The organism is Streptomyces lucensis JCM 4490, from assembly GCF_014650035.1.
Taxonomy (GTDB): domain Bacteria; phylum Actinomycetota; class Actinomycetes; order Streptomycetales; family Streptomycetaceae; genus Streptomyces; species Streptomyces lucensis.
This window is the reverse complement of record NZ_BMUE01000001.1, coordinates 590490-615608: the sequence shown is the minus strand read 5'-3', so window position 1 is coordinate 615608 and position 25119 is coordinate 590490. Positions and strand designations below refer to the sequence as shown.

Annotated in this window: 26 protein-coding genes; 13 read left to right on the top strand and 13 right to left on the bottom strand. The window is 72.0% G+C overall.

Translation table 11 applies throughout. The annotated features are described in order from the left end of the window. Window position 1: 1 nt before the first annotated feature. From IE177_RS02810 to IE177_RS02800, 4 genes are all read right to left on the bottom strand, one after another. On the bottom strand, window positions 2–1720 hold the full coding sequence (locus IE177_RS02810) for an ABC transporter substrate-binding protein (RefSeq protein ID WP_190013074.1): 1719 nt from the start codon (window positions 1718–1720) through the stop codon (window positions 2–4). A 177-nt stretch (window positions 1721–1897) separates the two neighbouring features. Then, the gene (locus IE177_RS35680; protein WP_373304997.1) at window positions 1898–1993 is read right to left on the bottom strand and encodes an Ms4533A family Cys-rich leader peptide; all 96 of its coding nucleotides are present in this window, start codon (window positions 1991–1993) and stop codon (window positions 1898–1900) included. 56 nt (window positions 1994–2049) lie between these two features. After that, on the bottom strand, window positions 2050–3303 hold the full coding sequence (locus tag IE177_RS02805; protein ID WP_373304996.1) for a DUF3152 domain-containing protein: 1254 nt from the start codon (window positions 3301–3303) through the stop codon (window positions 2050–2052). Window positions 3304–3497: 194 nt separating this feature from the next. Then, window positions 3498–4595: an alpha/beta fold hydrolase gene (locus tag IE177_RS02800; RefSeq protein ID WP_190013072.1), complete on the bottom strand. Its 1098-nt coding sequence runs from the start codon at window positions 4593–4595 to the stop codon at window positions 3498–3500. A 225-nt stretch (window positions 4596–4820) separates the two neighbouring features. Here IE177_RS02800 and IE177_RS02795 point away from each other — a divergent pair, with 225 nt between their 5' ends. The 4 genes from IE177_RS02795 (at window position 4821) to IE177_RS02780 (ending at window position 6661) form a co-directional block, all read left to right on the top strand. After that, window positions 4821–5057, top strand: coding sequence for an Rv3202a family protein (locus tag IE177_RS02795; protein ID WP_190013071.1), 237 nt, complete (start codon window positions 4821–4823; stop codon window positions 5055–5057). 166 nt (window positions 5058–5223) lie between these two features. Beyond that, window positions 5224–5865: a TetR/AcrR family transcriptional regulator gene (locus IE177_RS02790; RefSeq protein ID WP_190013070.1), complete on the top strand. Its 642-nt coding sequence runs from the start codon at window positions 5224–5226 to the stop codon at window positions 5863–5865. A 134-nt stretch (window positions 5866–5999) separates the two neighbouring features. After that, the gene (locus IE177_RS02785) at window positions 6000–6227 is read left to right on the top strand and encodes a DUF3107 domain-containing protein (protein ID WP_190013069.1); all 228 of its coding nucleotides are present in this window, start codon (window positions 6000–6002) and stop codon (window positions 6225–6227) included. A gap of 167 nt (window positions 6228–6394) precedes the next feature. Then, window positions 6395–6661 (top strand): hypothetical protein, encoded by a 267-nt coding sequence (locus IE177_RS02780; RefSeq protein WP_190013068.1) that lies wholly within the window; start codon window positions 6395–6397, stop codon window positions 6659–6661. Between the two features lie 136 nt (window positions 6662–6797). Here the strand turns inward: IE177_RS02780 and IE177_RS02775 are convergent, their stop codons facing one another. After that, window positions 6798–7544 (bottom strand): ferritin-like fold-containing protein, encoded by a 747-nt coding sequence (locus IE177_RS02775; RefSeq protein WP_190013067.1) that lies wholly within the window; start codon window positions 7542–7544, stop codon window positions 6798–6800. A 505-nt stretch (window positions 7545–8049) separates the two neighbouring features. On the opposite strand from IE177_RS02775, the gene IE177_RS02770 reads away from it, so the two are divergent. Together IE177_RS02770 and IE177_RS02765 are read left to right on the top strand one after the other, a co-directional pair. Continuing rightward, a complete protein-coding gene (locus IE177_RS02770; protein WP_190013066.1) occupies window positions 8050–10587 on the top strand; it encodes a DEAD/DEAH box helicase in 2538 nt (845 codons plus the stop codon). Between the two features lie 159 nt (window positions 10588–10746). Further along, the gene (locus IE177_RS02765) at window positions 10747–11619 is read left to right on the top strand and encodes an alpha/beta fold hydrolase (protein ID WP_190013065.1); all 873 of its coding nucleotides are present in this window, start codon (window positions 10747–10749) and stop codon (window positions 11617–11619) included. Window positions 11620–11624: 5 nt separating this feature from the next. On the opposite strand, the gene IE177_RS02760 is transcribed toward IE177_RS02765, so the two are convergent. Beyond that, window positions 11625–12521 (bottom strand): NYN domain-containing protein, encoded by an 897-nt coding sequence (locus IE177_RS02760; protein ID WP_190013064.1) that lies wholly within the window; start codon window positions 12519–12521, stop codon window positions 11625–11627. Window positions 12522–12737: 216 nt separating this feature from the next. Here IE177_RS02760 and IE177_RS02755 point away from each other — a divergent pair, with 216 nt between their 5' ends. Continuing rightward, on the top strand, window positions 12738–12890 hold the full coding sequence (locus IE177_RS02755) for a DUF8834 family protein (RefSeq protein WP_190013063.1): 153 nt from the start codon (window positions 12738–12740) through the stop codon (window positions 12888–12890). A 48-nt stretch (window positions 12891–12938) separates the two neighbouring features. Here the strand turns inward: IE177_RS02755 and IE177_RS02750 are convergent, their stop codons facing one another. From IE177_RS02750 to IE177_RS02740, 3 genes are all read right to left on the bottom strand, one after another. Next, window positions 12939–13544 carry a MarC family protein gene (locus IE177_RS02750; RefSeq protein ID WP_190013062.1) on the bottom strand — a complete coding sequence of 202 codons (606 nt, stop codon included), beginning with the start codon at window positions 13542–13544 and terminating at the stop codon, window positions 12939–12941. A gap of 129 nt (window positions 13545–13673) precedes the next feature. Then, window positions 13674–14531 carry a PHP domain-containing protein gene (locus IE177_RS02745; RefSeq protein WP_190013061.1) on the bottom strand — a complete coding sequence of 286 codons (858 nt, stop codon included), beginning with the start codon at window positions 14529–14531 and terminating at the stop codon, window positions 13674–13676. A gap of 185 nt (window positions 14532–14716) precedes the next feature. Next, window positions 14717–15358 (bottom strand): DUF6758 family protein, encoded by a 642-nt coding sequence (locus IE177_RS02740; RefSeq protein ID WP_190013060.1) that lies wholly within the window; start codon window positions 15356–15358, stop codon window positions 14717–14719. A gap of 161 nt (window positions 15359–15519) precedes the next feature. Between IE177_RS02740 and IE177_RS02735 the strand changes: the two genes are divergently transcribed. Continuing rightward, a complete protein-coding gene (locus IE177_RS02735) occupies window positions 15520–16743 on the top strand; it encodes an MFS transporter (RefSeq protein WP_190013059.1) in 1224 nt (407 codons plus the stop codon). A gap of 41 nt (window positions 16744–16784) precedes the next feature. On the opposite strand, the gene IE177_RS02730 is transcribed toward IE177_RS02735, so the two are convergent. Continuing rightward, on the bottom strand, window positions 16785–17369 hold the full coding sequence (locus tag IE177_RS02730; RefSeq protein ID WP_190013058.1) for a suppressor of fused domain protein: 585 nt from the start codon (window positions 17367–17369) through the stop codon (window positions 16785–16787). A 479-nt stretch (window positions 17370–17848) separates the two neighbouring features. Between IE177_RS02730 and IE177_RS02725 the strand changes: the two genes are divergently transcribed. Both IE177_RS02725 and IE177_RS02720 read left to right on the top strand, forming a co-directional pair. Beyond that, window positions 17849–18973, top strand: a complete 1125-nt coding sequence (locus IE177_RS02725) for a magnesium and cobalt transport protein CorA (protein ID WP_190013057.1) — start codon at window positions 17849–17851, stop codon at window positions 18971–18973. 23 nt (window positions 18974–18996) lie between these two features. Further along, window positions 18997–19512, top strand: coding sequence for a hypothetical protein (locus IE177_RS02720; RefSeq protein ID WP_190013056.1), 516 nt, complete (start codon window positions 18997–18999; stop codon window positions 19510–19512). A 75-nt stretch (window positions 19513–19587) separates the two neighbouring features. On the opposite strand, the gene IE177_RS02715 is transcribed toward IE177_RS02720, so the two are convergent. Then, the gene (locus IE177_RS02715; RefSeq protein ID WP_190013055.1) at window positions 19588–20328 is read right to left on the bottom strand and encodes a hypothetical protein; all 741 of its coding nucleotides are present in this window, start codon (window positions 20326–20328) and stop codon (window positions 19588–19590) included. A gap of 249 nt (window positions 20329–20577) precedes the next feature. Between IE177_RS02715 and IE177_RS02710 the strand changes: the two genes are divergently transcribed. Genes IE177_RS02710 through IE177_RS02700 form a run of 3 tightly spaced genes read left to right on the top strand, consistent with a single transcriptional unit; the run spans window position 20578 to window position 23636 of the window. Further along, window positions 20578–21867 carry a magnesium transporter MgtE N-terminal domain-containing protein gene (locus IE177_RS02710; protein ID WP_190013054.1) on the top strand — a complete coding sequence of 430 codons (1290 nt, stop codon included), beginning with the start codon at window positions 20578–20580 and terminating at the stop codon, window positions 21865–21867. Continuing rightward, window positions 21857–22459, top strand: a complete 603-nt coding sequence (locus IE177_RS02705; RefSeq protein ID WP_190013053.1) for a DUF1003 domain-containing protein — start codon at window positions 21857–21859, stop codon at window positions 22457–22459. The genes IE177_RS02710 and IE177_RS02705 overlap by 11 nt, the downstream gene beginning before the upstream one ends. Window positions 22460–22502: 43 nt before the next feature. Then, a complete protein-coding gene (locus tag IE177_RS02700; RefSeq protein WP_190013052.1) occupies window positions 22503–23636 on the top strand; it encodes an Mrp/NBP35 family ATP-binding protein in 1134 nt (377 codons plus the stop codon). Window positions 23637–23745: 109 nt separating this feature from the next. On the opposite strand, the gene IE177_RS02695 is transcribed toward IE177_RS02700, so the two are convergent. After that, the gene (locus tag IE177_RS02695; RefSeq protein ID WP_190013051.1) at window positions 23746–24414 is read right to left on the bottom strand and encodes a hypothetical protein; all 669 of its coding nucleotides are present in this window, start codon (window positions 24412–24414) and stop codon (window positions 23746–23748) included. 260 nt (window positions 24415–24674) lie between these two features. After that, complete coding sequence (locus tag IE177_RS02690; protein WP_190013050.1) at window positions 24675–25106, bottom strand: sec-independent translocase; 432 nt, start codon at window positions 25104–25106, stop codon at window positions 24675–24677. Window positions 25107–25119 lie beyond the last annotated feature (13 nt).

Genomic DNA, 25119 nt, shown 5'->3' with positions numbered 1-25119 from the left:
GTCACTTCACCGCGACCTGGGAGATGTCCAGGACGCCGGTCCAGTCGCTGATGACGACGTTCTTGACGGCGGAGCCGTACAGGCGCTTGTAGACCGGGTGGAACAGCGGCACGACGAGGGCCTTGGCACCGATCTTCTTGTCCAGCGCGCCCCAGCGTGCGGCGGCCGCGTCGAGGTCGGTGAGCTTGTTGATCGCGTCGATCTCGGCGTTGACCGACTTGTCGTTCAGCAGGCCGGTGTTGAAGTTCGCTCCGTCCTTGACGATCTGCCGGCCGTCGAAGATCGGGGCGAGGAAGGGGCCGCCGGAGGGCCAGTCGGCACCCCAGTGGGCGAGGAAGAAGCCGGGCTCGGTCTTCACGCCGTGGATCCGGTCCCGGTAGTCGTTGTCCTCCAGGCCCTGGAGCCTGACCGTGATGCCGGCCTTCTTCAGGGCGTCCTGGACGGCGGTCGCGATCTCCGGGCTGGTCTCGAAGTCCTTGTTGTTGGAGTGGGTCAGCGTGACGGTGAGCCCGTTTTTGTGGCCCGCCTGCGCGAGCAGCTCCCTGGCCTTGGCGGCGTTGCCGGACCGGCCGGCCGGGAACGGGTCGTAGGGGGTGTACCCGAAGGACTTCTGGTCGGGCAGGAAGGTGGTGGCGGGCTCGGCGAGCGCGCTGCCGCCGGCCGCGTTGACCACCGAGGAGCGGTCGACGGCGTAGGAGATCGCCTGCCGCACCCTGGGGTCGTCGAAGGGCTTCACGGTCGGGTTGAAGGCGATGTAGTCCGTGTAGCCGAAGTGGCCGGTGCCCACGCGCGCGGCCAGCTTCTCGTCACCGGTGACCTTGGCCAGCTCGGCCGGGCCGAGGTTGGTGTCCGTGGTGACGGCGGCGGCGTCCGCTCCCTGGGACGCGGAGAGCCGCTGGTTGATCACCGAGGAGTCGAGCCCGGAGCGCACGTCGATCGAGTCCGGGTAGGCCTTGCGCTCGGCGTCGACCGCGGTCGACCAGTACGTGTTGCGCTCCAGGACGAGGTGCTCGCCGTCGTTCTCGTTCCTGACGACCTTGTACGGGCCGGACGAGACCGGGTGCGACTCGTACGTCGTGCCCGTGTCCTTGCTCTTCGGGACGGGGGTGAACTGCGTCTGCGTGGCGAGGTAGGGGAACTCGCCCTCGGGCTTGTTCAGATGGAAGACGATGGTCCGCGAGTCCGGCGTCTCGATCGCGGACAGGCCCTTCTTGTCCTTGTAGGGGCCCTGGTAGCCGGCGGCGCCGGCCAGCCAGTCGCGCAGATAGGGCGCGCCGCCGGAGAGCTCGGGGGCGAAGGAGCGCTCGACGCCGTACTTGACGTCGGCGGAGGTGATGGGGCTGCCGTCCTCGTACTTGAGGCCCTTCCTCAGGGTGTACGTCCACACGGTCGCGTCCTTGTTGGGGCGCCCGGTGTCGGTGGCGAGGTCCGGCACGACCTCGGCGCCGGCCGCGCCGTTCTCGCGGTTGCGCGTGGTGAGGGTGCGGAAGACGAGCGAAGGGACGTTTCCCCCGCCGGAGGTGTAGAGGCGGGCGGGATCGAAGTCGGTCTGCGGCTCGGAGTTCAGCACCGTGAGCGTGCCGCCCTTGTGGGGCGCGGAGTCGCCACCGGAACCCTTGGCATCGTTGTCCTTCGGGCCGCAGGCGGCGGCGCCCGCTGCCACGATCAGGCTGACGGATGCCGCGGCCACGCGGCGCGCTGTGACGGACGGTTGACGCATCGGAAAGACGACCTCTCGGGGCTGATCGAGGATTTCTCGAAAAGTGAGACAGATGGACGAGGAGTGAGACGTCTGCGGGCAGACGTCGGCCCCGGGCGCCGGTCGTCGAGATGTCCGCGACAGGGTCACGGACGGAGAAAGGGAAGGTTGTCGCGACGCGAACGCCAGGGGGCGGCGTCAGCGACAGTGGTTGTCGGCCACGCAGAGTGCGGTCACGCCGATGAGCGCCAGCTCGATGGCGGCGCTGTCGGAGACGGCGTGACGGGACCACATGCGCAGAAATATGTATGACTTGACGGCTCATGTCAATCTGACATGAGCGGCGCCCGTCAACTCTTCGGGTAGGGCCAGGGGTTGGGCAGGCAGTGGATCCCGTCGTGGTCGAGGAACTTGGTCTGCTGCTGCATGACGGGCGCCGGCTCGCCGTCCTTCTGGCAGGTCACATGCCCGTGGCCGAGCCGGTGGCCGACCTCGTGGTTGATGAGCATCTGACGGTACGCGTGGATCTGGTCCCCGTACGTCTTGCTGCCCTGGGCCCAGCGGTACGCGTTGATCATGACGCGCTCGGTGGCGGCCGAGTCGCAGGACACGTTGTCCTCCGTCGTGTCCAGGCCGGACTTGGCGCACCACTTCGCGGTGGTGCCGGGGCTGGCCAGCGTGATCACGAAGTCGGGTTTGCCGGACGAGACGCGCTCGAACGTACGGGCGCCGCCGTGGGACCAGCTGCGGTCGTCGTTCAGGGTCCTTTGCACGGCCTCCGCGAACAGTGCGCCGTCCAGGCCGAGTCCCCGCTCGACGTCCACACGGTAGGTGTACTTCTGCCCCTTGCCGGGCGCCTTGTCGAGGCCCGGGACGGCGTCGAACGTCCCCGAGCCCTTGAGTCCGGCGCCGAGCGGATACCGCTTGGCCATCTTCTGCTCGTACGTCAGCGGCACCCGGGCGGAGGGAGCCACCCCTGCGGGACCGCGCGCGTCACGCGCCTGGCCGGTGCCGGTGCCGGCCTGCGCCCGCACGGCGCCGCCGTCCCGCCCCCCGGTCACCTGCCCCGCGACGACCACCGCGAGCACGGTGGTGACGGCCGCCGCCGCGACACCGGTGAACGCCCGCCCCTTGCCGCCGCCCCGCTGGGCGGGCACCGCGGGACCGTCCGCCGCGGCGGTACCGGTCTTCCGCTCCCCGGCGTCGGCCGGCTGCCGCGCCCCGGCGTCCGGCCGCTCCTGCGTGCAGCGCTCCCGACCGGGGCGGGGAGCGCGGACGTCCTCGTCCTCGGCCCCGTCACCCGTGCCCTCGAACGCGTCCAGATACTCCTGCCGGGGCCCGGAACGCCGCCGCCCGGAACCACCCGGCCCCGCCCCCCGCTGCCGTGGCAGCGTGACACCCGGCCCCGAGCCGTCCCCGGCGGTACCGGCGAACTCGCCCCAGGCCCCGCCCGCTTCGCGCTGCTCGGGGTGCCCACCACGGGCGGGCCCCCCGGCACCGGCCCGGAACCCGGGCACGCCGTGGGCGGGGGTGCCGTCGGGAAGCCGAGGCACGCCCGGACGGCCCGCCGTCGGAGCGGACGGAGCGCGCGCCCCCCTGGGCATGCCCGGGGCGACACCCTCCTGGTACGGCGGCGCCGCCGTACCAGGGCCACCCCTCTGACCCGGTATGTCCGGGACGTCCCGGGGGTTCCCCGAGTCCGTGTCCCGCTGTGGCGCCCGGCGGGCTGCTCGCTCCGCGGAGTCGTCCTTCGCCTTCGGTGCCGGTCCGCGGCGGCTGTGGCGTCCCACCCCGGCCCTCAGCTCCCCGAACCCGTGGTGGAGGCACTCCCGGCGGCGCCGCGCGGGCCGGTGCCTGGGGTGTCCGTGGCGTCCGTGGCGCCTGCGGGATCCGCCGGACCGCGCCGGACCGCGTCATGTCCGCTCACCTCACGCCCGTCCGGTCCGCCGGCGTCAGCCAGCAGTTCACGGAACGCCCTGGCCAGCACGTCCGGGTACTCCATCATGGCGACGTGCCCGGCGTCCGGCAGGGTCAGCAGGCGGGAGTCGCGGAACGCGCGCGCGGCCCGGCCCGCCATCCGGAAGCCGACCAGCTGGTCGCGGCCGCCGTAGACGAGCAGGGTCGGTGCGAGCACGCGCTCGGCCTGGCGCCACAGCCCGTGCTGGCCGCCGAGCGTGTAGGCGTCGACGATCCCGCGCGCGGAGCGGACCATCGCGTCCCAGAAGTACGGCAGCCGCAGTCGCCGCTCCAGTTCGTCGACCGCGTGCCGGAAGGCTTCCGGCGACACCCGCCCGGGGTCGCCGTAGCAGAGACCCATCACCCCGCGCACCCGCTGCTCCGCCGTCCATTCCCTGGTGAAGCGGGTGAAGAGGGCGGCCACACCGGGCACACCGAGCAGGCCGGTCGGCACGGCGGTGCGCTGGATGCGCAGCTCGGGCAGGGCGGGCGAGACGAGGGTGAGTGTGCGGACGAGGTCGGGCCGTACGGCGGCCACGCGCGTGGCGACCGCGCCCCCGAGCGAGTTGCCCAGGAGGTGGACGGGGCCGCGGCCGGCCGCGTCCAGGAAACGGATCACCGCGCGCGCGTGCCCGGTGACCGAGTAGTCGCCGTCGTCCGGTGGCGGGGAGTCGCCGAAGCCCGGCAGGTCGACGGCCTCGCCGTCGACCACGCCGTCCAGAGCGGCCATCAGCGCGGACCAGTTCTGCGAGGAGCCGCCGAGCCCGTGGACGTACAGCGCGGGCGGCAGGCCCTCGCGCGCGGGGGGCCGGGAACGGACCGACAAGGTGACTCCGGGCAGGCCCACGGTCCGCAGCCGCTCGCCCTCACCGACCCGGACGGGCGCCACCCTCGGAAGCACACTGGCGGCCGACACGGACGGCGACTCGGTCGAAGACATGCGGCAATGTTACGAGGTGATCACGTCGTGGCTCATGTGTTCGCCGTCACAGCATGGACCGCGGGCGACGGGTGAACCCGGCAGCGCGGGGACGCACGGGTGGAACCGGGCGGAGAACGGGCGAGACGGCATGGCGTCCGGATCAGCCGTCTCCTAGGCTCGTACATGGGCACCCGCGTGTGGCCCCTGCTTCTTCCAGGGACGTTCGTAGGAAGGGAGCCCGCCATGGCCTATGACTCCAACGAGGACCCCATCGAGCCCGACGCCGTCGAGGACCTGGACGCCGACGCGAGCCCGGACATCGACGTCGAAGCCCCCGACGCGGACGCCGCCGAGCAGCACACCGACGTCTCGCCGGACCGCGACGACCCGTTGACGGCCGTGGATCCGGACCGGGCGAACGTGGCCGATCTGGTCGAACAGGCACGTGTCGTCCAACTGGACGAGGACGACTACCGCTGACACCGCGGGACTCCTCCGGCCGCGCCGGAACGGGTGAGGACCTCTCCGCGGCTTTCGCGGCCGTCCGGTACGTGAAATTCTGCGTTCGCACCGCGCACAGCACGGTTACCGAAAAGTACGATGGCCGCGCGGTCGACACCGCATGTGGACGACATTGGGAGGCGGCGTGACAGCCATCGAGCAAACTGAGGCGGCCCGCCCGCGTGGCACCCGTCTGCCGCGCCGAGCCCGGCGGAACCAGTTGCTGGGCGCCGCCCAGGAGGTTTTCGTCGCGCAGGGGTACCACGCGGCCGCGATGGACGACATCGCCGAACGGGCCGGCGTGAGCAAGCCGGTGCTCTACCAGCACTTCCCCGGCAAGCTCGACCTGTATCTCGCCCTGCTGGACCAGCACTGCGAGTCGCTGATCCAGGCCGTGCGCGGCGCGCTGGCCTCGACGACCGACAACAAGCAGCGCGTGCGGGCCACGATGGACGCCTACTTCGCGTACGTCGAGGACGACGGCGGCGCGTTCCGGCTGGTCTTCGAGTCGGACCTGACCAACGAGCCCGCGGTGCGCGAGCGCGTCGACAAGGTCACCAACGAGTGCGCCGAGGCTATCTGCGACGTCATCGCCGAGGACACCGGCCTCTCGCGCGCGGAGTCGATGCTGCTCGCCTCCGGCCTCGGCGGCCTCGCCCAGGTGGTGGCCCGCTCCTGGCTGCACAGCGACCGCAGCGTCCCGCGCGACCAGGCGGTGCAGCTGCTGACCTCGCTGGCCTGGCGCGGCATCGCCGGCTTCCCGCTGCACGGCAACGAGCACCACTGACGGCCGTTCGTTCCCGCGGGCTGTTCGCTGATGGCGTTCCGGCCCGCGGGGTGTACGTCCCCTCACCGGGCTAATGTGTGCTGCGTACGGCGCGGAAGATCGCGCACATCACTGACCGTCGGAGGGACAAAGCCGTGGAGGTCAAGATCGGCGTGCAGCACGCGCCCCGCGAGATCGTTCTGGAGAGCGGTCAGAGCGTCGAGGAGGTCGAGCGCCTGGTGTCCGAGGCGCTGGCCGGCAAGACGCAGCTGCTGAGCCTTCAGGACGAGAAGGGCCGCAAGGTCCTGGTGCCGACGGACCGTCTGGCGTACGTGGAGATCGGCGAGCCGACCGTGCGCAAGGTCGGGTTCGGCACGCTGTAGGCCGAGATCGCGTGAGGGGCCCGGTGGGATCTGCCGCCGGGCCCCCGCGCTTGCGGCGCGCACGGACGCTGCACAACTCCTCCACGGCGGAGGATTGCATTTCGCAGGTCACGGGTATGACGGGCTACGACCGTCAGTGACAGGCCGGCCGTGGGAGGGACCTGGAGATGATCCTGGAAGCACTCGGATCCGCTGTGCTCGGCCTGTTCCTCGCGTGGGCGGCGGCGCACCGGCTGTCGCACCGGCTGCCGTCCCGCCCGTTGGTGTACTCGACGGGCCTGGCCGGGGGCCTGCTCGGCGACTTCGTGACCCACAGCGCCCTGGGGCCGCACACCGTCCTGCCGAGTCTGCTGGGCGCCGCCATCGTCTCCGCGGCATCCCTGTCCCTGCTGCTCCGCCCGACGGGCCGTCTGCGCCGATCAGCGACGGCGTAGCGGGCGCCACCGGCAACGCCCCGAGGGGCGCGGGAACCGCGCGGCGGGCGACGACGCCCCACGGGGACGCGGGGACCGCGGCCGGCCACGACGCACCCGCGGCCGCGCGACCCCCGCAGACACCCCTGGCCAGGCGCTACGCGGCCAGACCCAGCGCAGCCATCCGCTTCGTGTGGGCCTCGGTGATCCGCGAGAACATCTTCCCGACCTCGGCGAGGTCGAACCCGTCGGCCACCCCGCCCACGAGCATGGTGGACAGCGCGTCCCGGTCGGCGACCACCCGCTGCGACTGCGACAGCGCCTCCCCCATCAGCCGCCGCGCCCACAGCGCCAGCCGGCCGCCCACGCGCGGGTCGGCGTCGATCGCGGCCCGCACCTTCTCCACCGCGAACCCGGCGTGCCCCGTGTCGTCGAGCACGGCGAGTACCAGCTCGCGCGTGTCGGAGTCGAGGCGGGCCGCGACCTCCCGGTAGAAGTCGCTCGCGATCGAGTCCCCGACGTACGCCTTGACCAGACCCTCCAGCCAGTCCGAGGGCGCCGTCTGCCGGTGGAAGCCGTCGAGCGCGGCGACGAACGGGTCCATGGCGGCCGTCGGCTCCTCGCCGATCTCGGTCAGCCGGTCGCGCAGCCGCTCGAAGTGGTGGAACTCGGCCGACGCCATCTTGGCCAGTTCCGCCTTGTCCGCGAGGGTCGGCGCCAGCTTGGCGTCCTCCGCGAGCCGCTCGAACGCCGCCAGCTCTCCGTACGCGAGCGCGCCGAGCAGATCCACGACCGCGGCGCGGTACTGCGGGTCGGCGGAGGCCTGCGCCCAGTCCCGGGCGGCGACGCCGGTCGGTTCGGCGGAGGCGGCGGAGGCGTTTCCAGGCTTGTCAGAGCTACTCATGAGGCGCACAATAGCCCGCTCGACGCTCCCCGGAAGCCCCTGGCCGATCACTGTGACGACGACTACGTGACCAAATCGGCCATCACATGTGCGCGATTCCGGGGTATGGTGGTAATGCGCCTGCTGAGTGCGTCGACGATGTTCGACGTGTTCCGACAGGGCGCACGCATGAGGATGCCCGGTCGGTGGCCCGATCGGCTCCGACCCGACAGCCCTCCCCGGCCGTACGACCCAGTGCGTACGACGACCGGAGGGACACCCTCAGCGGTACGAGCGCTAGAGCGTCGGCAGTGGTCCCGTGCTTTACGGCTGGCCCGAGTGGTTCGCCCGTATGGCAGCCGACGTCCCCGGCACGGTCCGTCAAAGACCCCCGCGCTCGCCTCGCGCCGCGCCACACAGAAGAGGCAGCACCCTGACTACGACGTTTCGAGACCTCGGAATCCTTCCCGAGACGGCCGAGGCCCTGGAGGCCGTCGGCATCGTCACCCCCTTCCCCATCCAGGAGATGACGCTCCCCGTCGCCCTTTCCGGCACGGACGTCATCGGCCAGGCCAAGACCGGCACGGGCAAGACGCTGGGCTTCGGCCTCCCGCTCCTGGAGCGCGTCACCGTTCCCGCCGACGTCGAGGCCGGACGGGCCGCCCCCGAATCCCTCACCGACGCCCCGCAGGCGCTCGTCGTCGTCCCCACGCGCGAGCTGTGCACGCAGGTCACCAACGACCTGCTGACCGCGGGCAAGGTGCGCAACGTGCGCGTCACCGCCATCTACGGCGGCCGGGCCTACGAGCCCCAGGTGGAGACCCTCAAGAAGGGCGTCGACGTGGTCGTCGGCACCCCCGGCCGGCTGCTCGACCTCGCCGGCCAGAAGAAGCTGAACCTGAAGCACGTCAAGTGCCTGGTCCTCGACGAGGCCGACGAGATGCTCGACCTGGGCTTCCTGCCCGACGTCGAGAAGATCATCGACATGCTGCCGGTCAAGCGGCAGACCATGCTGTTCTCGGCGACCATGCCGGGCGCCGTCATCGGCCTCGCCCGCCGTTACATGTCGCGGCCCACGCACATCCGCGCCACCGCGCCGGACGACGAGGGCGCCACGGTCGCGAACATCAAGCAGTTCGTCTACCGCGGTCACTCCATGGACAAGCCGGAGATGGTCGCCCGCATCCTGCAGGCCGAGGGCCGCGGACTCGCGATGATCTTCTGCCGCACCAAGCGCACGGCGGCCGACATCGCCGAGCAGCTCCAGCGCCGCGGCTTCGCCTCCGGCGCGGTCCACGGCGACCTCGGCCAGGGCGCCCGCGAACAGGCGCTGCGCGCCTTCCGCAACGGCAAGGTGGACGTCCTCGTCTGCACCGACGTCGCCGCGCGCGGCATCGACGTCGAGGGCGTCACCCACGTCATCAACTACCAGTCCCCGGAGGACGAGAAGACGTACCTGCACCGCATCGGCCGCACGGGCCGCGCGGGCGCCAAGGGTACGGCGATCACGTTCGTCGACTGGGACGACATCCCGCGCTGGCAGCTGATCAACAAGGCGCTGGAGCTGGGCTTCAACGACCCGGTGGAGACGTACTCCACCTCCCCGCACCTGTTCTCCGACCTCGGCATCCCCGAGGGCACCAAGGGCATACTGCCGCGCTCGGAGCGGACGCGTGCCGGTCTGGCCGCGGAGGAGCTCGAGGACCTGGGCGAGACCGGCGGGCGCGGTGGGCGCGGTCGCGGTGACCGGGGCGGCCGCGGTGGCCGTGCCGAGTCCGCCGCGGGCGAGCGCGAGCGTCCGGAGCGCACTCCGCGTCGCCGCCGCCGCACGCGTGGCGGTACTCCGCTGGACGCCTCCGCCGCGACGACCGCTCCGGCACCGGCCGCCGAGTCCGGCGCCGAGGAGTCGTCGGCGACCCGAACCCCGCGCCGCCGCCGGCGTACCCGCGGCGGAGCCTCGGCGCAGGCCGCTCCGGCCGCCGTCGTGCCCGCGGCTCCCGAGGCCGCCGTCGAGGCGGTGGACACGGTGCAGGCCCCGGCAGCCGAGGAGCAGCCGCGCCGTCGCCGCACCCGCAAGTCCGCGGAGCGCCGTCCGGCGGACGCACCGGTGGAGTCCACGGTGGTGGACGCCCCGGCGCCCGAGACCGTGACCGCCCCGGCGCCCGAGGCGGCTGTCGCGGCGGAGGCCGCCGTGGACAGCGCGGAGGGCACGGAGGCCAAGCCGCGCCGCCGCACCCGCAAGACGACGGCCGTGGCGGAGGCCGCCGAGCCCGCGCCCACGACCGTCGAGGTCACCGAGGAAGCGGCCCCGGCGGCCAAGCCGCGCCGCACCCGCAAGACCGCCGCTGCCGCCGAGGCCGCCGTGGACACCGCGGAAGGCACGGAGGCCAAGCCGCGCCGCACCCGCAAGACCGCCGCTGCCGCCGAGGCCGCCGTGGACACCGCGGAAGGCACGGAGGCCAAGCCCCGCCGCACCCGCAAGACCGCCGCCACGGCTGCGGACGCCGTGGAGACGGCCGAAGGCACGGAAGCCAAGCCCCGCCGGACCCGCAAGACCGCCGCCACGGCTGCGGACGCGGCCGACGAGGCCGCCACTCCCAAGGTCCGCCGCACCCGGAAGACCGCCGCCGCCGCGGAAGCCGCCGTGGACACCGCCGAAGGCACGGAGGCCAAGCCCCGCCGCACCCGCAAGACCGCCGCCGCACCGGAGACCGCCGAGGCGGAGCCCGCTGCCAAGCCGCGCCGCACGCGGAAGACGGCCGCCGCGGCCACCGCCGAGGCACCCGAGGCCGAGGTCAAGCCGCGCCGCACGCGCAAGACCGCCGCTGCCGCCGAGGCCGCCGCGGACACCGCCGAAGGCACGGAGGCCAAGCCCCGCCGCACCCGCAAGACCGCCGCCGCAGCGGCGGACGCGGCCGACGAGGCCCCCGCTCCGAAGGTCCGCCGCACCCGGAAGACCGCCGCCGCTCCGGAGATTCCGGCGCAGGCGACCGACGAGCCGGAGGTCACGCCGCGACGCCGTACCCGCAAGGCGACGGCCGCCGTGGAGACCGACGAGGCCTGATCCGGCGCCGCGCACGCGGTACGCCGTCAGCCGCCGACGGCCCGGTCCACTCCTGTGGGCCGGGCCGTCGGCGTCGTGCCACGTGCACCCGCGTCCCCCCGCCCGCCCCCCCCGTTTGCGCCGCTGCCGCGCCGATGGCCCGCCCGATACCCTCTCCCCATGAGCAGGCCCGACACCTTCCTCCCGCCTCCCGGCGCCCGTGCGTACTCCCTTCGGACGTCGCGCGGTGCGTTCGCCGTGGTCGACGCTCCTGTGGCCGCCGGGGTCGAGCCCAGGGGGGTCGCCCTGCTGCTGCCCGGGTTCACCGGGAGCAAGGAGGACTTCAATCCGCTGCACGTGCCGCTCGCGGAGCGCGGGTACCGGACCGTGGCCGTGGACGGCCGTGGGCAGTACGAGACCGACGGCCCGGAGACGGACGAAGCCGCCTACGCGCAGCAGGAGTTGGCGCGAGACGTGTTGGCACAGGCGGACGCGCTCGGGCAGCCCGTGCACCTGCTGGGCCACTCACTCGGCGGACAGATCTCGCGCGCGGCCGTACTGACCGACCACGCGCCCTTCCTGTCCCTCACGCTGATGTCCTCCGGCCCGGCGCAGATCTCGACGTCCCAGCAGGAGCGGGTGAAGCTGCTGCGGGACGCGCTGGCCGTGATGAGCATGGCCGAGGTGTGGGACGCGATGCGGGCGATGGAGACGCCCGAGGACACGGAGGCGCCCGCGCTCGACGGCGGCCTGGACGCCCGGGACGATCTGCGCCGCCGCTGGCTGGGCACCAGGCCCGCCCAACTCATCGCGACGGGACGGCAGTTGTGCACGGAGCCGGACCGGATAGCCGAACTGGCCGCCGTACCGCTGCCGTTCCACGTCCTGTCCGGCGTGCTGGACGACACCTGGCCGGTGCCCCTGCTCGACGACATGGCGGCCAGGCTGGGCGCACGGCGGACGGTCGTGGACGGCGCCCAGCACTCCCCCAACACCGACCGCCCGCTCGCCACGGCCCGCGCTCTCGCCGACTTCTGGGACGACGTGGGCTGACGGGTTCAGTACTGCGCCTGCAGGTGGTCCCAGAATCCGTCCCTGAGGGCGCGGCGCAGGTCGGCCTGGCCGCGCAGGGAGTACTGCAGCAGCCCCTCGGCCTCGACCAGCAGGTCCTGGTCGACGGAGCCGGGCAGGTAGGGGTGGCCGGGGAGCAGTTCGACCAGTGCCTCGCGGCCCCGGGAGGCCAGCCACTTGGCCGCGATCTGGGCGCCGACGAAGCGGACGTCCTCACGGGTGGGGCGGGTGCCGGCGGTGGCCTCGTAGGCGGCCGCCGTGCGCCGGGTGACGTACGGCTTGAAGAACTCCAGGTCGAGCGTGCGCTGGCTGTCGACCTCCCAGAGCAGCGGTTCGGCCTGGTTGCGGCCCTCGGGCGCCTCGATGCCCCAGAGGTGGACGCGGGCGCCGTAGCCCTGGGCCGCCTCGACCGCGGAGACCAGGTCCTCGTCACCGCCGAGCAGGGCCGCGTCGCTGATCGCGCGGTGCCGGGCCAGTGACTCCAGATCGCTGCGGATGAGGGAGTCGACGCCCTTCTGCTGGTTGTTGGCGTTGAGGTTGCCGAGGCGGACCTTGACGTCCGGGAGCTCGGCGATGGACTGCTGCTCGGCCGTGTGGATGCGGCGGCGGGCGCCGTCGTACCAGTACACGCGCAGCAGCCGGCTGTCCGCGAAGATCTGGCGGGCCCTGTCGATCAGGGCGTCGATCAGGCCCTCGGCGTCGAGGTCGAAGGCCCGCCGGTCCTCGGTCCCGGCGACCAGCCGTCCCGCGGCCGCGTACAGGTAACCCGCGTCGACGAAGATCGCGTGGGTCGAGGGCGTCTTCGCCACCTCGGCGAGCATGCGTTGCAGCAGCTCGTTCGTGCGGTCGATGCGGGCGCCGAGGGCCGCCAGGTCGTCGTTCATCGGTCCCATTGTCCCGTCGGTCACGCTGCGAACACAACCGGTCCCGGTCGGTCCCCCGAAGGCCGCTTACCGGTCGGTAATTAGCCGTTCGAAAATTTTCTTTAGCGTAGGGAATGTTTGTAACACGCAGCACGTTGACTACGTACGACACCGGATACCCACCCGGTGCACCGAGTAGTTCTCCGCAGGAGGATGACCAGACGAAGGGAGAAGCCCTTGCGCTTCGAAATCATGCGACTCGACGAGGTCGACGGCACCACCGTGGACAGCACCGTCGTGGACGCCGCCTCCGTCAACCGGATCGTTCAGCAGGCCGCCGCCATCGGGCAGCGTCTGTGGATCCGCCCGGCCGAGAGCCCGGCCTCGTAAGCGGGCATCGCCACTCACGCTTTCCGGGGGCGCCGGGCCGGAACCGGCTCAGCTCCCCCGGATCACCTGAGTGACCCCGTTGATGATCTGCTGCACCGCGATCGCGGAGAGCATCATGCCCGCGAGCCGTGTCACCAGCACGACACCCCCGTCCTTGATGACCCGGATGATGAGCAGCGAGTAGCGCATCACCAGCCACAGCACGACGTGGATAGCGAGGATCGCGGTCCACACCGACACCTGCGTGGCCATGCTGTCGGCCTTCTGCACGGCCAGGATCACGGACACGATGGCGCCGGGCCCCGCCAGCAGGGGCATCCCCAGCGGCACGAGCGCCACGTTGACGTCCTTGGTCTGCTTCGGTTCGTCGGTCTTGCCGGTGAGCAGGTCCAGCGCGATCAGCAGGAGCAGCAGGCCGCCCGCGATCATCAGCGCGGGGACGGAGACGTGCAGGTAGTTCAGGATCTGGTGCCCCAGGACGCCGAAGACGGCGATGACCCCGCCCGCCACGCAGACCGCCTGCAGGGCCATCCGCTTCTGCACCTTGCCCGGCCGTCCGGCGGTCAGGGCGAGGAAGATCGGGGTGATCCCGGGGGGATCCATGATGACGAAGAGGGTCAGGAACAGGGAGCCGAAGACGGCGACGTTGAACATGGTGAGCCTTGCAGGGTGAAGCCACGACCGGCGGCGCCCGTCCGGCGGGCGGACACGGCGGCACGGCGGACGTGCGGAAGGAAAGGGAAGGGGGGAAGGCGCGGGCGCGGGGATGCGGGGCGCCGGCCGTCAGACTCCGCCGGCTCCCGGGACGGGGAACGCGCCGGTCGCCCGCCGCGTGATCTCCCCGTACACCTCCGGATCGGTCGTGTAAGCGCCCAGGGACACGGTCTTACGGCTGCCGTGGTAGTCCGAGGAGCCCGTGACCAGCAGGTCCAGCTCCTTCGCGAGGCCCCGCAACCGGGTCCGTGCGTCGGCGTCGTGGTCCATGTGGTCGACCTCGATGCCGTCGAGACCGGCCGCGGCCATCGCGGCGATCGCCGGTTCGGGGACCGTACGGCCGCGCTTGGCGGCTGCCGGGTGCGCGAAGACGGCGACGCCGCCCGCGCCCTTGATCAGCCGGATCGCCTCGAAGGGGTCGGTCTCGTGCTTCTTCACGTGGGCCCGGCCGCCGTCGGCAAGCCACTCCTTCGTGAAGGCGTCACCGACGGTCGGCACGACACCCAGCTCGACCAGCGCGGTGGCGACGTGCGGACGTCCGACGGAACCGCCGGCGGCGATCCGCTCCACCTGCTCCCAGGTGACCGGCACGCCCAGCGCGTTCAGCTTGGCGACCATGCCCTGGGCCCTCGGCACCCGGTCGTCCCGGACCAGCTCGCGCTCGGCGAGCAGGGCGGGCTCCTCGGGGTCGAAGAGGTAGGCCAGCAGGTGCATGGACACGCCGTCGATCCGGCAGGACAGCTCCGCGCCCGTGACCAGGGTGAGTCCCGCGGGCAGCGCGGCGATCGCCTCGGCGTGCCCACGGGTGGTGTCGTGGTCGGTCAGCGCGACCACGTCCAGTCCGGCCGCGGCGGCGTTGCGCACCAGCTCGGCCGGGGTGTCCGTACCGTCGGACGCCGTGGAGTGACAGTGCAGGTCGATGCGCACGGCAGCTCCAGACGGATGACCAGACGGAAGAGGACACCTAAGGATAGACGTATTTCCGCCCCGCCCTGTCACACCCGCAACCGGGGAGCACCCCCTACGGCGATCCCGCGGGGCCGCGAGGAACTGCGCGATCAGCCCCGGCACGCCCGCACCTGCGTCCGACCGGAACCTCCCGTTCCTGGGCGCTACGGCTGGAGCAGGCGCGGCGACAACGCCCCGCAGGGCACCAGTTCGAGCTCCGCCCCCGCCTCCCGCAGATCGGTCAGCACCAGCTCGTCGTACATGAGCAGGCCCGCCTGCTCCGGCCACATCACCGCCCACACCCACATCCCGAGCGCCTCGCCGGCGAAGACGGCGCGGTCGTCGGGGGTGCGGTAGACGTGCCAGAGCGGAGTGGGGCGGCCGGCGGCCAGCACCTTGGCCTGCGGAGGCTTCTCGACGTTCATGTACGACCCCGGGTCCGGGCCGTCGATGCCCGCGTAGCGCGCGCCGAGTCCGACACCGAGTTCCTCGGCGATCAGGATCAGCTCGCCGGGGCCGCCGAGCGGGCCGGGGCCCGAGCAGGCGACGGCGGTCGCACGGCCGCCGCTGCGGTCGTCACCCGCGTAGGCCACACCGGTGAACAGCCATCCGACCGGCAGCGGCCACGGCATCCACACCGGCACCTGTGCGCGACGCGCCACGACACCGAGGGCCTCGACGCTGGGCGGGATCACGGGCTGCAGCGGATACACCGGCCCGTGCGCGTCGCACTGCCACGCATCGGAGAAGAGGCCGGGAGCCCTGACCCGGCCACCACATCGCGGGCAACTGGGTTCGCCCCTCATAGGGCTCCACGGTCCTACCCCATCCCGCCCGCGTCAAGGACGATCACCCGTCCGGGGGCACAGCCGACCGGGGGAAACTAGGTGCCTATTGCATTAATTAGCGTAGCTAACTTACTATGTGCATAAGCCAACTATCTGCCAGCCCGAGATGGGAGAAGCACATGGACCCCCTCGACGCGGGAGCCGGGAGCATCCTGCGACAGCCCAAGGCGGTCTGGGCCACGGCCGGCGCCTCCGTCGTCGCCTTCATGGGCATCGGCCTCGTCGACCCGATCCTGCCGTCCATCGCACGGGGCCTGGACGCCACCCCCAGCCAGGTGTCCCTGCTCTTCACCTCGTACTTCCTGATCACCGCGGTCGCGATGCTGCTGACCGGCTTCGTCTCCAGCCGCATCGGCGGCCGCAGGACCCTGCTCCTCGGACTCGCGTTCGTGGTCGTCTTCGCGGGCCTCGCGGGCACCTCCGGCTCGGTCGGCCAGCTCGTCGGCTACCGGGCCGGCTGGGGTCTCGGCAACGCGCTCTTCGTCTCCACCGCCCTCGCGGTCATCGTGGGCGCGGCGGCCGGCGGCAGCGCGGCGGCCATCCTGCTGTACGAGTCCGCGCTCGGCCTCGGCATGGCCTGCGGCCCGCTGCTCGGAGCCGTCCTCGGCAACATCAGCTGGCGCTACCCCTTCTTCGGCACGGCCACGCTGATGGCGGCCGGCTTCCTGTGCATCACCGCGTTCCTGAAGGAGCAGCCGAGGCCCGCCCGGAAGACCTCCCTGCTGGACCCCCTCAAGGCGCTCGGTCACGGCGGCCTGGCCACGGCCGCGGTCTCGGCGTTCTTCTACAACTACACGTTCTTCACCGTGCTGGCCTTCACGCCGTTCGTGCTGGACATGACCCCGTACCGCTCGGGTGCGGTGTTCTTCGCCTGGGGCCTGCTGCTCGCCGTCTTCTCGGTGCTCGTGGCCCCGCGCATGCAGGAGCGGTTCGGGTCGCTGAAGGTGCTCGGCGGCTCACTGGTGCTGCTCGCGGCGGACGTCCTGGTGCTCGGCTACGGCGACCACACCACGGCCGTCGTCTGCACGATCCTGTCCGGCGCGTTCATCGGCGTGAACAACACCGTCTACACGGAGCTGGCCCTCGGCGTGTCGGACGCCCCGCGCCCGGTGGCGAGCGCGGGCTACAACTTCGTCCGCTGGTTCGCGGCCGCGGCCGCCCCCTACTTCGCGCCGAAGATCGAGGAGTGGACCGACATCCACGTCCCGTTCGTGGTCGCGGCGGTCACCGCCGTGCTGGGCGCGGTGGTGGTCGCCGTACGGCGCAGGGCGCTCACCTCCGAGGCGGAGGAGGCGGCGCCGCGCCACGCGACCGAGGACGGCGTCGGCGTCTTCGCCAACTGACCACATCCGGCCGCGCGTTGGTGACTTCGGTCACGTGCGCGTCAGTCCAGCGGGACGGACCTGCGGGAGGGATCCCGCAGGTCCGTCCCGTGCGTGAGCCAGCGCTCCTGGAGGGCCTGGGCGCCGTGCACCCGCTTCCAGGCGGCCTCGTTCGGGGTCATCGGGAGCAGCGGCAGGAACCGCACCGGATCCATCGGGTCGTCCAGCGCCAGGTCCTCGACCAGCCCGCCCGGCTCGCCCACCAGGGCCGAGGTGAAGGGTGCTTCGGGCCACAGCGGCTCGCCGACGTCCAGGGAGGCGCCCGGCGTCACCACCAGGCCCTCCACCTGCGGGGACGCGGCGAGGACGGCGAGCGGACGGAGGACCTTGTCGGTGTCGGCGAGGCCCGCCCGGACCGAGAGGACCAGCTCGGCACGGGGGCCCTTGACGGGGTCGGCGAGCATCGCGGTGGGGTCGGTCATGGGATGCGCGGACATGCCGAGCGTGGCGTAGCGGACGAGGTCCCCCTCCTGGAAGCGGAGCACCTCGATGCGGTCCGTACCGAGGAAGGTGACCGCGGCGCGCGCGTCCGGTTCGCCCAGCGCGGTGTTCAACCGCGCCTCGACCAGAGGAAGAACATCAACCATGCGGTGAGCATAGAACTCGTCAGCACCGGGCAAAGCGGCGCCTTGACACTTCGGGCGGCTGCTACGCTGAGCCGGTGGTTCGGGGCAGCACACACGGCATCGCCGTCAAGTCCCGACGCCGATGAGTCTCCCTTACGAGGGACCGGCCGGAGGAGGTGGGGCTGTCATGGATCGAAGTCGACCGTGCAGTACCACTCGCTCTTCCGGCTGCTGATGTAGTTCCCGGCTGTCTGCCGCCTTCCCTTTCGCGTCGTCATGCGGAAGAGCACTCGTTTCGCTTTGCCTGATCGCCGTCATCCGTCGGATCTGAATCAGTAGCGAAGTCGCGCCACCGCAACGGTGCGGTGCTCCCCGCTTTGTGGACGTGCCAAACATCCTTCCCCCGACTTCCTGGGAAGAGCCCGACAGGACGTCCCCATTCCGGGTAGCTCCACCCGTCGCCGCGCGCTTTCGCTGCCCGCCCGCGAAGGAGCCTGCCCATGTCGATGATCCGTGACCTGCGCGCCGTGGTCCGCCCGTCGTCCCGTGTCTCGCTGCGCAAGGACCAGGGCACGTCGTACGACACCACGCGCGACCCCGCCTCGCCCTCGGCCGTCGTCGACTGCGCGGTCTACCGCGACGGCGCCCGCGTCCAGAGCGGCAAGCCGCTGAGCCCGCAGGAGGCGATGCGGCTGGTGCGCCGCGACGGCGGCTTCGTGTGGATCGGTCTGCACGAGCCGACCGAGTCCGAGTTCGCCGGCATCGCCGGCGAGTTCGGGCTGCACCCGCTGGCCGTCGAGGACGCGGTCCAGGCCCACCAGCGGCCCAAGCTGGAGCGGTACGACGACTCGCTGTTCACCGTCTTCAAGACCATCCACTACGTCGAGCACGACCGGCTCACCGCGAACAGCGAGGTCGTCGAGACCGGCGAGGTCATGTGCTTCACCGGCCGGGACTTCTTCATCACCGTCCGGCACGGCGGCCAGGGTTCGCTCAGGGCGCTGCGCCACCGTCTGCAGGACGATCCCGAGCTGCTCGCCAAGGGCCCCTCGGCCGTGCTGCACGCCATCGCGGACCACGTGGTCGACGGGTACATCGCGGTCGCGGACGCGGTCCAGGACGACATCGACGAGGTGGAGACGGAGGTCTTCTCGCCGGGCCGCAGGGGTGGCGTCTCGCGCGGCGTGGACTCGGCGCGGATCTACCAACTCAAGCGCGAGGTCCTGGAGTTCAAGCGGGCGGTGGCGCCGCTGCTGCGCCCCATGCAGCTGCTGAGCGAGCGGCCGATGCGGCTGATCGACCCGGACATCCAGAAGTACTTCCGGGACGTCGCCGACCACCTCGCCCGGGTCCAGGAGCAGGTGCTGGGCTTCGACGAACTCCTCAACTCCATCCTCCAGGCCAACCTCGCGCAGGCGTCCGTCGCCCAGAACGAGGACATGCGCAAGATCACCGCCTGGGCCGCGATCATCGCCGTGCCGACGATGGTGTGCGGGGTGTACGGCATGAACTTCAAGTACATGCCCGAGCTGCACTGGAAGTACGGCTACCCGGTGATCATGGGTGTCACGGTCGCCCTGTGTCTGGGCATCCACCGCACGCTGAAGCGCAACGGCTGGCTGTGAGCGCGCCCGGATAGGCTGGGCGCATGACAAGCGAGCTGCTCGACCGGGCCCTCATCGAGGAGGCCGCCAAGAAGTCCGGCCTCATCTGGGTCACGGGCCCCGGTGCCGCCACGGCGCGTGCGCTGTGGCACGTGTGGCACGAGGGCTCGGTGTGCCTGGTCGGCGACGGCCCCGGTGAGCAGCCGCTGCCGGGCCTCGTCGACGGGGCCCGCGTCGAGGTGACCGTCCGCAGCAAGGACAAGGGCGGCCGGCTGGTGACGTTCCCGGCGACCGTGTCCGAGCCGGCACCCGGCTCGGAGGAGTGGGAGGCCGCCGTCGCCGAGCTGAAGGGAAAGCGCCTGAACGCCCCCGACGGCGAGGAGATGCCGGCCCGCTGGGCCCGCGAGTGCCGGGTGCTGCGCCTGGTGCCGGCGGGGCCCCTGGCGCCGCTGCCCGACGGCAGCCTGGCGCAGCGTCCGGCGCCGACTCCGGCGACGACACGTCAGCCGATTCCGGCGGGGCTGCCGAGACTGCTGGCCAAGCGGCGGAAGCGGAAGTAGGACACCCGCCGCTGCCACACCGGCGGCTGTTCGCCGTGGTCCCGCGACGCCGGCGGCCGCTTGCCGCGGTCGGTCCTACGACGCCGGGAGCTGCTTGCCGTAATCCACCGTCTCGGACTTGGCCGGCTTCGCCACCGCGAAGTCCTCACCCCAGTCCGAGAAGCGGAGCGTCCCCGCACCGCCCCCGCGCTCCAGGCGGAGCGGATACGGCTTGCCCCGCAGCGAGACGTCCAGGGTGCCGCCGGACCCCTCGTCGCCGGTGATCCGGATCGTCGGGGTACCCGACTGGTCGTGGTGGCCGTCCGTCGCCAGCGTGCCGTGCAGCGTCAGCAGACCGTCGAGGAGGACAGCCTTGTCCGTGAAGCCGCTGAACTTCTTGTACGCGGGATCCCCCTGCGGCACCTTCACGTACTTGCCGTCCAGCTTGCCCGTGGCGCCGTCGCTGCCGTCCGCGTGGTTCCAGAAGTCCGCGTCGGCCTTGAGGTACAGCTGCTCGCCCACCCGCAGCAGTTTGAAGGTGGCCCCCTTCGAGGTCACCGAGCCTATTCCGCCGTCGGTCTTGAGCCGCATGTCCAGCTGGTACGTGCGGCCACTGGTCACCACGGTCCCGGACAGTCTCACCGCCGGTGCCGCGTCCGCCGCCGCCCGGCTCTTCGTCCGGATCTCCCCGGCGGGCAGCTTGCCCACGCCGTTCGTCCCCGCGTCCGGGTCGTCACCGCCGCACCCCGACAGCACCGTCGCTCCCGTCACCGCCAGTGCGCAGGTCGCGGTCACCAACACGGTCCGGCGGATACGGCCCCGGGGATTCGCAGTCACGGATGGCGCTGCCTCTCTGACGGTTCCTGAACGGCGTACGGCAGCGTACCGGTGCCCGGGCCACCCGGCGGAGCCAGTCCGTCCGGACCCCCCACCAGGGCGTATCCGGGCGGTACGGGCTAGCCTGAAGCGCATCCGAGCGGCCAGACACGAGCAGATCCCACGCAGACCACGGCAGTCCCCCAGGGGTGCCCCCAGCGGTCACTCCCAGCGGTCCCCCAGCGATTCCCAGGCAAAGGAAGCACAGCCATGGCAGCCGGCGCCCCCCGGATCTTCGTCTCGCACCTCGCCGGGGTCCCCGTCTTCGATCCGGCCGGCGACCAGGTCGGTCGCGTACGCGACCTGGTCGTCATGCTGCGTGTCGGGCGACGGCCCCCGCGCGTCCTCGGCCTGGTCGTCGAACTGTCCACCCGCCGCCGCATCTTCCTGCCCATGACCCGGGTGACCGGCATCGAGTCCGGCCAGGTCATCACCACCGGCGTGCTCAACGTCCGCCGCTTCGAGCAGCGGCCCACCGAGCGGCTGGTCTTCGGCGAGCTGCTGGACCGGCGCGTGACGCTGGTGGAGACCGGCGAGGAGGTCACCGTCCTCGACGCGGCCGTGCAGCAGCTGCCCGCCCGCCGGGACTGGGAGGTCGACCGCGTCTTCGTCCGCAAGGGGCGCAAGGGCAGCGCCTTCCGGCGGGCCAAGGGCGAGACGCTGACCGTCGAGTGGTCGGCCGTCACCGGCTTCTCCCTGGAGGAGCACGGGCAGGGCGCCGAGAACCTGCTCGCCACGTTCGAACAGCTGCGCCCCGCCGACCTCGCCAACGTCCTGCACCACCTCTCCCCCAAGCGGCGCGCCGAGGTCGCCGCGGCCCTCGACGACGACCGGCTCGCCGACGTGCTGGAGGAGCTGCCGGAGGACGACCAGATCGAGATCCTCGGCAAGCTGAAGGAGGAACGCGCGGCGGACGTCCTGGAGGCCATGGACCCGGACGACGCGGCCGACCTCCTCTCGGAGCTGCCCGAGGAGGACAAGGAGCGGCTGCTGAGCCTGATGCAGCCCGCCGACGCCGCCGACATGCGGCGCCTGATGTCCTACGAGGAGCACACGGCCGGCGGCCTGATGACGACGGAACCCATCGTGCTCCGCCCGGACGCCACGGTCGCCGACGCCCTCGCCCGGGTCCGCAACCCCGACCTCTCGCCCGCCCTCGCCGCCCAGGTCTACGTGTGCCGGCCGCCCGACGAGACCCCCACCGGCAAGTACCTGGGCACCGTCCACTTCCAGCGGCTGCTGCGCGACCCCCCTTACACCCTGGTCAGCTCGCTCGTCGACGACGACCTGCAGCCCCTGGACCCCGACGCCGCGCTGCCCGTGGTCGCCGGGTTCTTCGCCGCGTACGACATGGTGGCCGCGCCCGTGGTCGACGAGTCCGGGTCACTGCTCGGCGCGGTCACCGTGGACGACGTGCTCGACCACATGCTGCCCGACGACTGGCGGGAGACGGAGTTCCACCTGGACGAGGGAGAGGGGGCGCCCGCACATGGCTCCTGAGCGCGAGAGCACGCGTGAGCGCACCCCGGTGGGCGCCACGGCGGCCACCCGGCACCGCACGGCCCGGCTGGACCAGCCGCGTCCGCCCCGCCACCGGATCCTGCCCGAATGGGACCCGGAGGCCTTCGGCCGGCTGTCGGAGAAGATCGCCCGCTTCCTGGGCACGGGACGCTTCATCGTCTGGATGACGGTCGTCATCATCGCGTGGGTGCTGTGGAACATCGCCGCTCCCCGCCATCTGCGCTTCGACGAGTACCCCTTCATCTTCCTCACCCTGATGCTGTCCCTGCAGGCCTCCTACGCGGCCCCGCTGATCCTGCTCGCGCAGAACAGGCAGGACGACCGCGACCGGGTCAACCTGGAGCAGGACCGCAAGCAGAACGAGCGGTCCATCGCCGACACCGAGTACCTGACCCGGGAGGTCGCCGCGCTGCGCACGGGCCTGGGCGAGGTGGCGACCCGCGACTGGATCCGCTCGGAGCTGCAGGACCTGCTCAAGGAGCTGGAGGAGCGCAGGCGTCACGACGGGCACGTCGTATTCCCGGCAGAGCGGGCGGAACGGTCGCCGAGACGTGACGCAGACGACCGCTGAGGGGCTACCCGGAGGCCCCTCGGCGCGCCGTACCATCGTCCTTATGGCTACGGAAGACGCGGTGCGCGAGGCACTGGCGACGGTGAACGACCCCGAGATCAACCGCCCCATCACCGAACTGGGGATGGTCAAATCGGTGGAGATCGGGGATGACGGCGCGGTCGCGGTGACCGTGTACCTGACCGTCTCCGGCTGCCCGATGCGCGAGACGATCACGCAGCGCGTCACCGAGGCGGTCTCCCGGGTCGAGGGAGTCACCCGGGTCGACGTCACCCTCGACGTGATGAGCGACGAGCAGCGCAAGGAGCTGGCGGCGGCGCTGCGCGGCGGCCAGGCCGAGCGCGAGGTGCCCTTCGCCAAGCCGGGCAGCCTCACCCGGGTCTACGCGGTCGCCTCCGGCAAGGGCGGCGTCGGCAAGTCCTCGGTGACGGTGAACCTCGCCGCGGCGATGGCGGCCGACGGCCTGAAGGTCGGTGTCGTCGACGCCGACATCTACGGCCACTCGGTGCCGCGCATGCTGGGCGCCGACGGCCGCCCCACCCAGGTCGAGAACATGATCATGCCGCCGTCCGCGAACGGCGTGAAGGTGATCTCCATCGGCATGTTCACGCCGGGCAACGCCCCGGTCGTCTGGCGCGGCCCGATGCTGCACCGTGCGCTCCAGCAGTTCCTCGCGGACGTCTACTGGGGCGACCTGGACGTCCTGCTCCTGGACCTGCCGCCCGGCACCGGCGACATCGCGATCTCCGTGGCCCAGCTGGTCCCGAACGCCGAGATCCTGGTCGTGACGACGCCGCAGCAGGCGGCGGCGGAGGTCGCCGAGCGCGCCGGCTCCATCGCGGTCCAGACCCACCAGAAGATCGTCGGCGTGGTCGAGAACATGTCCGGCCTGCCCTGCCCGCACTGCGGCGAGATGGTCGACGTCTTCGGCACGGGCGGCGGCCAGCTGGTCGCGGACGGCCTGACGCGCACGACCGGCACGACGGTCCCGGTGCTCGGCTCCATCCCGATCGACGTCCGCCTGCGCGAGGGCGGCGACGAGGGCAAGCCGGTTGTCCTCACCGACCCGGAGTCCGCGGCGGGCTCGGCCCTGCGGGCGATCGCGGGGAAGCTGGGCGGCCGTCAGCGGGGCCTGTCGGGCCTGTCGCTGGGTCTCACACCGAAGAACAAGTTCTGAGAGCACCGCGAGAAGAACGAGTTCTGAGAGCACTGCGAAAGGGCGCCGAGGACGACGGCGCCCTTTTGTCGTGGGCCGGCTACGGCCGTCAGGTGAGCGACCGCGGCCGTCAGGCGTAGGCGGCGATGTCCTTCACCACGGAGAACCCGAGCCCGTACGCGCTCATGCCCCGTCCGTAGGCGCCCAGGTGGACGCCCGCGTCGGTCGTGCCGGCCAGCACCCAGCCGAACTCGGACTCGCGGTAGTGGAACGGCACGGCGACCCCGTCCACCGGCAGCGAGAGCATGGACCACTCCGGCCCCTCCAGGTCGTCGGCCAGCGCCCACGCCGTCTCGGTCTGCTGCTCCAGCCAGTCGTCCCGCAGGCTGTGGTCCATCTGCCCGGGCCAGGTGAACGACAGCAGCCCGACCCCGGCCAGCCACGCCGCCGAGGAGACCGAGGTCGCCTCCAGCAGCCCCGTGCCGTCGGCGCTCCGCCGCGACGGCTGGGCGGCGACGGTCACCACGACCGCGAACTTCTCGCGCGGCTCACCGGCCGCGGAGCCGCTCTCGCCCAGCACGGAGGGCTCGTCGCCGTGCCCGATCGAACCGTGCTCGACGGCGCCGTCGGCCGCCGTGCCGACCTGCATCAGCCAGCGCGGCCCGCTGAACGCCTCGTCGAGGCCGTACCAGGGGAAGGGCGCCTGCAGGTAACCGTCGATCGTGCGCCGGGCGGAGGGGAACTGCTGTCTTCCCTCCGCGGCCGGCGCCTGTTCGCCCGCCCGACTCGTCGTCTCCATCTGCCCGGCGCCTCCTCGCTCTCGTCGGACCGGGGTGGCCCGCCCCCCTTCGGGCGTCGTCCGGTCCGCACAACAACTCGGCAGCATATCCACACCCGTGGGAGCCGCAGGGCAGGCGGCGGGTGCGTGGGTCGTGCGCACGGCCTGTTCAGGCCTTGTGCGGGCGGATCGCGTTATGAAACGCGTCACGTACGGCGCACGCGCGGCACGTGCCCGCGCGCGTGTCGGCGTGGGCGGGGCGCGGGCCGGCTGGGCCGCGGTTAGGTGGCGTCCGCGTCGAAGGGCGGGCGTTCGTCCGTGCCGGGGTCCTCGGGCTTCTTGCTCATGTCGACGCGCCCGCCGTCGGAGGAGGTACCCGACGCCGCGCGGTCACGGCCGTTGACGGCGTCCGTGACCTCGGCCATCTCCTTCTTCAGGTCGAAGCCGTTGCGGATCTCCTTCAGCCCCAGCTCGTCACCGTCCAGGTGCTTGCGGATGTACGTCTTGGGGTTGAGGTCCTCGAACTCGAAGTCCTTGAACTCGGGACCCAGTTCGCTGCGGATGTCGTGCTTGGCGCTCTCCGAGAACTCCCGGATCTTCCGGATCGTGCGCGTCACGTCCTGGATGACCTTCGGGAGCTTGTCCGGACCGAAGACGAGCACGGCGAGCACGATGATGGTCACCAGCTCCAGTGGCCCTATGTCATTGAACACCTGACGCTCCTCG

Excerpts from the sequence above, each read along its gene's own strand:
- IE177_RS02810 (WP_190013074.1), bottom strand. The coding sequence starts at position 1,720 with ATGCGTCAACCGTCCGTCACAGCGCGCCGCGTGGCCGCGGCATCCGTC.
- IE177_RS35680 (WP_373304997.1), bottom strand. The coding sequence starts at position 1,993 with ATGTGGTCCCGTCACGCCGTCTCCGACAGCGCCGCCATCGAGCTGGCG.
- IE177_RS02805 (WP_373304996.1), bottom strand. The coding sequence starts at position 3,303 with ATGCCCAGGGGGGCGCGCGCTCCGTCCGCTCCGACGGCGGGCCGTCCG.
- IE177_RS02800 (WP_190013072.1), bottom strand. The coding sequence starts at position 4,595 with ATGTCTTCGACCGAGTCGCCGTCCGTGTCGGCCGCCAGTGTGCTTCCG.
- IE177_RS02795 (WP_190013071.1), top strand. The coding sequence starts at position 4,821 with ATGGCCTATGACTCCAACGAGGACCCCATCGAGCCCGACGCCGTCGAG.
- IE177_RS02780 (WP_190013068.1), top strand. The coding sequence starts at position 6,395 with ATGATCCTGGAAGCACTCGGATCCGCTGTGCTCGGCCTGTTCCTCGCG.
- IE177_RS02775 (WP_190013067.1), bottom strand. The coding sequence starts at position 7,544 with ATGAGTAGCTCTGACAAGCCTGGAAACGCCTCCGCCGCCTCCGCCGAA.
- IE177_RS02770 (WP_190013066.1), top strand. The coding sequence starts at position 8,050 with ATGACGCTCCCCGTCGCCCTTTCCGGCACGGACGTCATCGGCCAGGCC.
- IE177_RS02765 (WP_190013065.1), top strand. The coding sequence starts at position 10,747 with ATGAGCAGGCCCGACACCTTCCTCCCGCCTCCCGGCGCCCGTGCGTAC.
- IE177_RS02760 (WP_190013064.1), bottom strand. The coding sequence starts at position 12,521 with ATGAACGACGACCTGGCGGCCCTCGGCGCCCGCATCGACCGCACGAAC.
- IE177_RS02750 (WP_190013062.1), bottom strand. The coding sequence starts at position 13,544 with ATGTTCAACGTCGCCGTCTTCGGCTCCCTGTTCCTGACCCTCTTCGTC.
- IE177_RS02740 (WP_190013060.1), bottom strand. The coding sequence starts at position 15,358 with ATGAGGGGCGAACCCAGTTGCCCGCGATGTGGTGGCCGGGTCAGGGCT.
- IE177_RS02735 (WP_190013059.1), top strand. The coding sequence starts at position 15,520 with ATGGACCCCCTCGACGCGGGAGCCGGGAGCATCCTGCGACAGCCCAAG.
- IE177_RS02730 (WP_190013058.1), bottom strand. The coding sequence starts at position 17,369 with ATGGTTGATGTTCTTCCTCTGGTCGAGGCGCGGTTGAACACCGCGCTG.
- IE177_RS02725 (WP_190013057.1), top strand. The coding sequence starts at position 17,849 with ATGTCGATGATCCGTGACCTGCGCGCCGTGGTCCGCCCGTCGTCCCGT.
- IE177_RS02720 (WP_190013056.1), top strand. The coding sequence starts at position 18,997 with ATGACAAGCGAGCTGCTCGACCGGGCCCTCATCGAGGAGGCCGCCAAG.
- IE177_RS02710 (WP_190013054.1), top strand. The coding sequence starts at position 20,578 with ATGGCAGCCGGCGCCCCCCGGATCTTCGTCTCGCACCTCGCCGGGGTC.
- IE177_RS02705 (WP_190013053.1), top strand. The coding sequence starts at position 21,857 with ATGGCTCCTGAGCGCGAGAGCACGCGTGAGCGCACCCCGGTGGGCGCC.
- IE177_RS02700 (WP_190013052.1), top strand. The coding sequence starts at position 22,503 with ATGGCTACGGAAGACGCGGTGCGCGAGGCACTGGCGACGGTGAACGAC.
- IE177_RS02695 (WP_190013051.1), bottom strand. The coding sequence starts at position 24,414 with ATGGAGACGACGAGTCGGGCGGGCGAACAGGCGCCGGCCGCGGAGGGA.